General features: G+C 49.9%; 3 protein-coding genes and 1 pseudogene. 2 read left to right on the plus strand and 2 right to left on the minus strand.

The features are described 5' to 3' along the window. Nucleotides 1–43: 43 nt before the first annotated feature. Both PsWM33_RS07865 and PsWM33_RS07870 read left to right on the plus strand, forming a co-directional pair. Complete coding sequence (locus PsWM33_RS07865) at nucleotides 44–6,574, plus strand: DUF637 domain-containing protein (protein WP_063299807.1); 6,531 nt, start codon at nucleotides 44–46, stop codon at nucleotides 6,572–6,574. Between the two features lie 13 nt (nucleotides 6,575–6,587). Continuing rightward, nucleotides 6,588–6,926, plus strand: a complete 339-nt coding sequence (locus PsWM33_RS07870; RefSeq protein ID WP_063299808.1) for a hypothetical protein — start codon at nucleotides 6,588–6,590, stop codon at nucleotides 6,924–6,926. Between the two features lie 795 nt (nucleotides 6,927–7,721). Here PsWM33_RS07870 and PsWM33_RS07880 read toward each other — a convergent pair. Together PsWM33_RS07880 and PsWM33_RS27315 are read right to left on the minus strand one after the other, a co-directional pair. Continuing rightward, on the minus strand, nucleotides 7,722–8,153 hold the full coding sequence (locus PsWM33_RS07880; RefSeq protein ID WP_153039913.1) for a hypothetical protein: 432 nt from the start codon (nucleotides 8,151–8,153) through the stop codon (nucleotides 7,722–7,724). Continuing rightward, nucleotides 8,113–8,393: pseudogene (locus PsWM33_RS27315) on the minus strand (ISKra4 family transposase); the annotation flags it as partial. The gene PsWM33_RS07880 and the pseudogene PsWM33_RS27315, both read right to left, overlap by 41 nt.

Raw genomic sequence — 8,393 nt, forward strand, 5'->3', positions numbered from 1 at the left:
AGATGGCGCGCTCACTCTGACAGCTGCAGAGCTGCTGCAGACCATGTCCGGCTCTGCGCTTTATGGCAACACCATCACCGCAACCGCAGCCTCTATTGTGAATGGCGGCGATATCCGCGCGGATGAGACAGCAACGCTGAAGACAATAACGGGTGCCTTTACCAACACCGGTCTGATCGGCGCAAATGTATTAACGCTCAAAACTGCGAGTAATTTCATAAACTCTGGCAGCCTGGAGGGAGAAACATCGCTTTCAATTTCCTCTCAACAGCTTTTACGCACAACCGCCTCATCCAAAATTATGGGTGGGAATGTTGCACTTAAAGCTGCTTCTGCCACTGTCGACGGTCTTATTGTTGCTGATAATCTTCTGAACATGGAAGCCACAACCTCTGGGCTCGCAATCCGAGGTATCCTGATCGGGGATACTACAACACTGACTTCAGCTAAAGGTCTTGAAAACACTGGCAGTATCACCGGTCGTACGCGCGCCAGCCTGACAATGGCAGACGCTTTCACCATCGGAACCGATTTTGCAGTTTATGGCCGCGCAATTGATGTGAATGCGAGTGCAATCACCGCACACGGTGTGCTCGCGGCGGATCAGGAATTAACGCTCAATGCCGGTTCTGGAGGATTAAGAAACTGGGGAACTTTGAGCGCACAGAACATAACGCTCACCTCCCGCTCATCCATAACCAACAGCGGGACGATCGCTGCTGGCGACCAGCTGGTTGCACAAGCTGCTAACACGCTGACCAACGCATCTGTCATGATCGCTGGCGATGACTTAGCGATCTACGCAAGGGATATCATTAATAACGGCGGCGTCATCTGGGCCAATGACAGTGTAAAGCTGGCTGGTGATGCTGCCCTCAATCGTGCCGCACTGGTTCAGAATACCGATGGTCGTATTGAAGCCTTTCAGGGTGACCTGACTATTCGAGCCGATGAAGTGCATAACATCGGAACCGCCCCCACATTAAGCTCCAGCCAGATCATCAGGTGGATTGAAGAAGGCAAGAGCGGTCCGATCAGCGCTGATGAAGAAATTCGAAAACTGATCAATCCAGCCTATCTGGATTCTGATGGAACCGTTTTGCCAGCATATGCTCAGAACTATCTGGCGCTTTGGAGCGACTTGCTGAGCGGCTCAACGTTTCTTTCACAAGATGCAAAGCTCATTTTGAAAACATCAGTTCTTGCTCCAAGCGGAACCCAACTGAGCGGTGAGCTGCAACCGTTGTGGTCAAATATGTTCTCTAAATCTAACGAGGCTGGCACTCCAGACCCGGTAGTGACCATACAAGAGCTGCTAGATCCAACCGTCTTTGATCTTGATGGCAACCTGCTTCCACAGTTCATAACAACCTATGCAGAGCTCTGGGAAACACTGGCCTCAGGAAAAACCACTGTTTCAGATGAAGTGCGCACAATACTTGGCGTCAATGCCCTTGTATTTGTCGACAGCATTGACCCGGACACAGGTGAGAGTGTTCGCTCTTACACAAATGAGCTCATTCCATATATTGGTGAGTTGTGGGCCACTATGTCTGATGGCGCCGACGAGAGCTATGACATTGTAAAAATCCTCTATCAGGACCGCTTTAACGACGACGGTAAACTGGCTGAACTCGTTGCTGGCAAGGATATCGATATTCAAGCCAATACGATCAAAAACATCTTTGGCAATGTATCGGCCGGCGGTGATCTGCTTATCACTGCCGATAGTGTGGAAAATAAAGCTGTTGGGGCAACTCAGGTTCTTCTTGAAGTTCATAAAAAACCAGATTGTTTCACCTGCCATGAAGGGGAAGTTGACTATTACGATACATTTGGCGGCCGGATTGAAGCGGTCGGTAACGTAAATATCTCCGGGTCTTTGGTTAATCTGACCATAAACACCTCTCAAATGTCCATGCAGGACATGATGGACACAATGAATGAATTCATCAAACAGCGCAAAGCTGAAGGTGATCCACTCATGGAAGGTGTGCCGGAAGTACGCACGAAAACACTCAAATTTACAGATAAGCGCACACCAGAATATATTGCCGCTGTTGAGGGCAAAGGCGAGGATATCCGGGAAATCCGTCCCGTTGATACAGGATCTGAAACGCATGTTGAAACAGGAGAGGGGACCCCTGATGTGGATGTTCCGGATACGGACAGTATAGAAAGGATAATCGCAGAGACCGGAGAGGGAACCCCGTACATTGAAACCACCGATCTGGTGAACCTGATCAAGACTGCAATTAATGATGGTGCAGGCACACCGGTTGTGACAACAACCGATGTAGAGAACCTGATCAGGACTGTCGTTGAAACCGGATCTGGTACACCGCACATCAACACCACTGATTTGGTGAACCTGATCAAGACCGCAATTAATGACGGTGCAGGCACACCGGTTGTGACAACAACCGATGTAGAAAATCTGATCAAAGCCGCAGTCAATAGTGGAGACGGTACACCAGCCGTTGTAATAACAGATGTCGTCAACATCCCGACAAAGGTGGCCGGGACCGGCAGCGGCACGCCCACCATCATCCCAGTTGATACCGATGCGTTCCGCACAACCATCGAAACAATCATTCCTGCCCCACCAGTCATCACTCCAACAGCTTCGGTTGAAGAGTTATTAGCTGTTGGGGTAACCACCCTTGCAGAAACCAATCCGGACTTCACTGAATACGCAAACTTCATAACCTCCAACGAGATGATGGATGTTGGCCGTCTTCAGTATCGCGATGATCTCATCAACAACACTGATGAGCCCCATGCTGATAATTTTGGCTCGCGTGATTATGTCGCCAATATTGGCTCTCTTGATTACCTTAACAAACCGGTCTCGGTGCCAAAGCCTGACGGGTCGGGCATGCACACGGTTTATCCGCAAAGCACGCCATTTGAATTGGATGGCCGCGGTGCTGTGATCTCTGGTAACAGCGTGACAGCTGTGGGCGATTCTATCAGCAACACCGGTACAATTTCTGCAAAAGAGGATCTGTCACTCACTGGTGGGCTCGTGATCAGCTCTGAGGGCGCGATCCTGACTGAGGGTGATGTTTCTATCACTTCTTTAACCAGCGTCCTGCTTGAAGGCACCAAAGTTTCGGGTAATGAAATTGATATCTTCGCAGGTCAGCAGGTTGTCGGCAATGGTCTCACACTCGACGCTGAAGGTGACGTTGCAATTTCTGGCGGTAACGGCGTCATCATCAGTGGCCTTGAAAAGAATTTCACCATCGAGACAAAGCGTCCGGCACCGTTTGGCGCAAGCAATGACAATGGTGAGCCCAACATGGTGGTCACCTCAACGCGTCAGGTAAAAGACCAGCAGACATCCTCACTGAGTGTTGGTGGCAATCTTTCCATCATTACCCAGGGTGACCTTGTTGTCTCTGGAACGGATGTGGATGTCTCGGGGGACATAAAACTCACCGCCGGTAAGGATCTGATCCTTGCAGCTGTTGAGACTAGCAGCAAAACCACTTCAAAGAACTCCAAGATAGAGCAGGTTACAAGCATTGTTACCGATATTGAAGCTGGCGGAAATTTCACGGCAACGGCAGGTGGTGATGCTGTTCTCATGGGCACGCAGATTGACGTGGGTGGTGAAGCGCAAATCTCTGCCGCTGATAACCTGGTGCTTGCTGCTGTTCAGGACATCTACTCCTCTTATTCGAAGAAGAAAAAGAGCGGCTTCCTAAGTTCAAAAACCTCGATTAAGAGCGAAACCAAAGTCACCAACAAAGGCGTTTCAATTGCGTCGGGTGGTGATCTGGACCTGCTTGCCGAAAATGGTGATTTGACAACCGCTGGCACGTCCCTTGCCTCTGGCGAGGGAGATGTAAACCTGACGGCAGCAGACGGCAACATATACGCCGGTGCTTACACCGATGTTCATAGCAAATACAACAAGACCTCAAGTAGCATTTTGGGCGGCCTGTTTGGCTCCACCAAAATTATCAATAGCGTAGATAAGATCAGCCGCGGCACTGAAGCGCTTGCAGCACTCGATCTTTCCCTGCTCTCAGGAGAAGACACCACACTGGTTGGGGCTTTCCTTTCTGCGGGCAACAATGTGAACATCAACACTGGTGGCGACTTCGACGTTCAGGCGGCGATCAACAGCCAAAGAAGAGAGTTCTTTGAGCACGAGATGGGCTTGGTCCTAATGACCACCATCACAGAAAACAGTTATGTCGAAACCGCCGTTCTCACGCAGTTCCTGGCAGGTCAGGCCCTCAACTTCAATGTAGGCGGTGATGCTAGCCTCACACTTTATGAGACCGCTGGTGTAGATGCCAAAACGGCTGAAGAGCTCTATCCTGAAGAGTTACTCGCCATTGCTGGCCTGCAGCTTTTGCAAGAGCAGCTGGCAAACGAGTACTTCTACGACAAACAAGTTGCCCTTTCGCCTGCCTTTAAGGTCCTGGTGTCTATCGCAGTTGGAGCTTTTGTGGCTCCGGCAATTGTAGGTGCAGTCTTCCCAAGTATTGCCACCGCCTCTGGGACGTTCATGAGCGCCCTCACTACCGGTCTTGAGGCATTCACCACCTCCGTTATCGTGGAAAGCCTCGATGGGGCGGTATCAGGTGACTTCGATATTGAAGACATACTCGCAGATGCAGCCTTCTCTGGTGTAACCGCCGGTCTGACCTCTGGTATTAATATCAACATTTTGGGAATTACGTCGAAGACTAATCCAGAGCTGTTTAACAACCTGCTTGGCGAGTTCGGCAATGGCAATCTCAGCATAGCGAACATTCTCGATGGAGCATTAGACGGTATCATCTCCAACGGTCTGTCCTCAGCAGTCTACGGCACCGATTTCTTGGAAGGCTTCTCCTCGTCTATGATCAACACGATCGTCAACCTGGCCATGGCTGACGTTCAATTTGAGATCGGTGAGCTCGGAGAAGGCATAGACAATTGGGAAGGCTCGTTCGGTCACGCGCTGTTGCATGGCCTAACCGGATGTGCCGCCGCTGAAGCTACCGGGGCAAGTTGTGCTGCAGGTGCAGCAGCGGCTGTGGCGCAAAGCATATATGCTGGAGCCCAAGATAGTAATCTATCGCAGGAAGAGCAAAAGAGAGCACTCGCACGTTCGAAGTTTATTGGGGCTCTGGCTGGTTTTGTTTTCTCTGGTGGAGATCCGGCAAATGTTTCCATCGCGGCAGCTATCGCTCAAAGCGGATTTGAAAACAACTATCTGAGCCACCAGAATCTCGATGATTTGAGTTCTGCGCTTGCAGCATTGAAAGAACAGTGCGGAGAAGATGGGAGCGCCTGCTCCAACTATCAGACTCGTCTGGATACAATTCTGACATCCTTCATGGTAATTTCACACGGTAACAATAAACGGCTTGCGAATTGTGCAACACGTGAGTGCATCAATGAACATCTTGCAAGCGCAGCCAGCCTTGTTGAAATCGAGGACCGGTTGCGCGGTGTCTCATCAAGCTTTGTCAGGCATGCTCTGGACTTTCACAGGCTCTCTCTTGCAGAGGTCCGCTATGAGGATGTAGCTCAAGCAAGTGCCCGTGTACGTCTCTTCGAAGAAGCTGAATTTTTCAGGGATACGCATTGTGGTGGTGCATGGGATAGCGCCTGCCAAAGTCAGTTCCAGCAGGTTGTAGAGGATTTCAATAACGGAGTTGAGATTGGCGGGAAGGCCCAGCTTGTTATCGCAGGACTTCTTGCTGGCGGGTTTGTTGCACGCAGTGCCGTTGTTGGGGCTCTGGAAGCGTGTGCCGGATCCTGGCTCTGTGCAACTGGCGTGCTGGGAACAGAGGTAAGTGCCCAAGCACTCGCAGAATTTGCAACGGGCGGCGCAGCTGCCAGCATAGGCTTCACCATTGCGGTAAAAGGCGGCAGCCGTGTGATGCAAGTCGGTGATGATGTCGTTGCCATTATTGACGATCTTGATCAAGTATTTTACCGTGCTGCAGACGATCTGGCAGATGGTACGCCTGTCTTCCGCAATTCAGACGGAAATTTGCTGCGGCTGAGCAATACTGGTGATCTGGTTGCCACAAATACGACAGGAAATAAAGTTGTAGATGGGTTCACTGGAGGAAAGAAACTTCAAGTTGTTGATCGGAAAGGCGATGTGATTGACTTAGATGCGAGTGATATCGCCGCTAAAGATCCAAGGCTGTTGGCCAATGGAGACATTATTGACAATCACGGTTTTGTCTATAGCAGGAATGCTGATAGCACTACTTCGTCGCGAGTAGCCACTACCGCAGAAATTCAACAAAGTGGGACAAAGATCGATTACGATGGTATTAGCACTGCTAACCCAAAAGTTAATCCTCCACAATCAGCCACGCCACGTAACACAGCTGAGCAAACCGCGTTTGCAGCTGTTATGAAGAATCCGAACGGAGGTAAAGCTATTACAAAAGGTATGGATGAGCGCTTCACATCGGGCGGTTATCAAAAAATGGAGCTTAAAGTTCCAGGGCCGAATGGAAAAAACATTGCAATTCACTACCAGTACAATCCAGCTCTTGGTAAAGTTGTCGATTTAAAGGTGACTTCTCCAATGAAAAACTCACAGTAGATGGAAAAATGATATGAGGGTTGCTCTGAAAACAAATCCTGAAAGACTTATGATCGCTTTCGGTATTTATTGGGCTGAGTGCAACGGTAAATTTCAACGACTTCATTTTGTTGATGAAGACTATCCAGATAGTTGGGGACTTACAGTGTGTAGCGAAGATGAGACTGTTGTGGTCGATCCCAGCATGGATCATTATATGATGATCAAAGATGATCGTGGGATGGACATGTTCGTTCATCAGGCAGCACACACATCAAGCGAGTTTTTTAGCTCACTTCTGGATGGGGGGGGCTACGATGCTATGAACCAGCTCTATGAAAACATGCGCCAAATGAAGTTGGTTCTACCCTAGAGTGGCCGTGTTGCGTAAATGCAAATCAGCTTACAGCGCGCCCTTACCCGTTGGGCTCAAGTGACACTGACCCGCTCGAAGACGGGTCGTCCGAGGGCGGTCATTTTATTGAGGACTGTGTCATTAATCTTTGCCTCCGTCTTCTGGTTTTCCAATATACGGGACCTGAGTGTGCTCCCGAAGACTTGTTTGTAGCGCGCCATCAAGGTCTCACCCCGTGAACGTCGCCCGTATTCTTTCCTCTTTTGCCAGCCCATTCGGCCATGCTTTTCGATGAGAAGAATATCCAGATCACGCGTGCTGGGAGCGCTCTCAGCACGGGAGCTGAGGATTGCTGTTTTGGGCGGCGGGATGATGACTTCAACTCGGCCCAGTTCCCTCGAAGCTGCAAAAGCGACAGGATCTTCAGCAACAGAGTAAGGTATTGATCTTAAAAGGTTATATCTCTGATAAATTGCTGAAGTTTCGGGGCAGAATTACGGATCATGTAAGTCATTGTTCTATAAGTCACGCTTTTCCGTTCCGTTTCTCTTAAGATTCGGAACATTTCGAGCCAGGGCTAACAAATTCGGGGTATGTTCAGGATATGTGTAAAAAATTCCATCGGCTCAAAATCAAGCTCACGCCGCCCAAATCTGTTCAATAAACTCATTAGGAAGCTTGGATTTTGAACTTTGATTGAGGGAACCAGTTTTCTGAACTGAAATCTTTAGGACTTTGAGAAACCTACAATCTAAGGCTTGACGTTGTTGCATTATTCCAGCACAGCTTACAGCACGCCCTTAGCCGCTAAACTCAGGTCGCGTTTATCCGCTCGAAGGCGGGACGCCCAAGTGCGATCATTGTGTTGAGGACGGAGACATTGATCCTGGCTTCCGTCTTCTGGTTTTCAAAATCACGGGACCTGAGCATGGTCCCGATGACTTGTTTGTAGCGCCCCATCAAGGTCTCCCCCCGTGAACGGCGACCGTATCCGGTTTGCTTCTGCCAGCCCATTCGGCCATGCTTTTCTATCAGAAGGATATCCCGGTCACGGGTGCTGGGCGCACTCTCAGCATGGGCACTGAGAACTGCTGTTTTGGGCGGCGGGATGATAACTTCAATACCGTCATAACGATCTTCTATTTCCTGTCTGGTCGGGTCCCCGTCATAGGCTCCATCGAGAGCACCCAAAAGTGTGGGGCAATCAGGCGGCGAGTTTGTCGTTTGCCGGATCTTTCGCTTCACATTTCATGCCAGGATACCATTGTTCAAACTTTTGCCTGAGTGTTCCGTCCAGTGCCCGTGTGCGAGTCTGGAGCAAGAGGTGAGCACCTGATTTTGACCAGCGCATCTGCTGTTTTTTGCCAAAGCGCTTGCCGACAACCGCATTAACCGTGCTTTCGACAAATCCGGTTGAGACCCGTTCCCCGTACCGCCTGCGCTCCGCGTAGTTCGGGATCATGTCGGCATTATTCTCAATGTAAG

Origin of the sequence: Pseudovibrio sp. WM33 (assembly GCF_001623165.1) — a bacterium.
Taxonomy (GTDB): Bacteria; Pseudomonadota; Alphaproteobacteria; order Rhizobiales; family Stappiaceae; genus Pseudovibrio.

What these genes read in the sequence shown, in the direction of transcription:
- PsWM33_RS07870 (WP_063299808.1), top strand. Translation starts at nt 6,588, where the DNA reads ATGAGGGTTGCTCTGAAAACAAATCCTGAAAGACTTATGATCGCTTTC.
- PsWM33_RS07865 (WP_063299807.1), top strand. Translation starts at nt 44, where the DNA reads ATGTCCGGCTCTGCGCTTTATGGCAACACCATCACCGCAACCGCAGCC.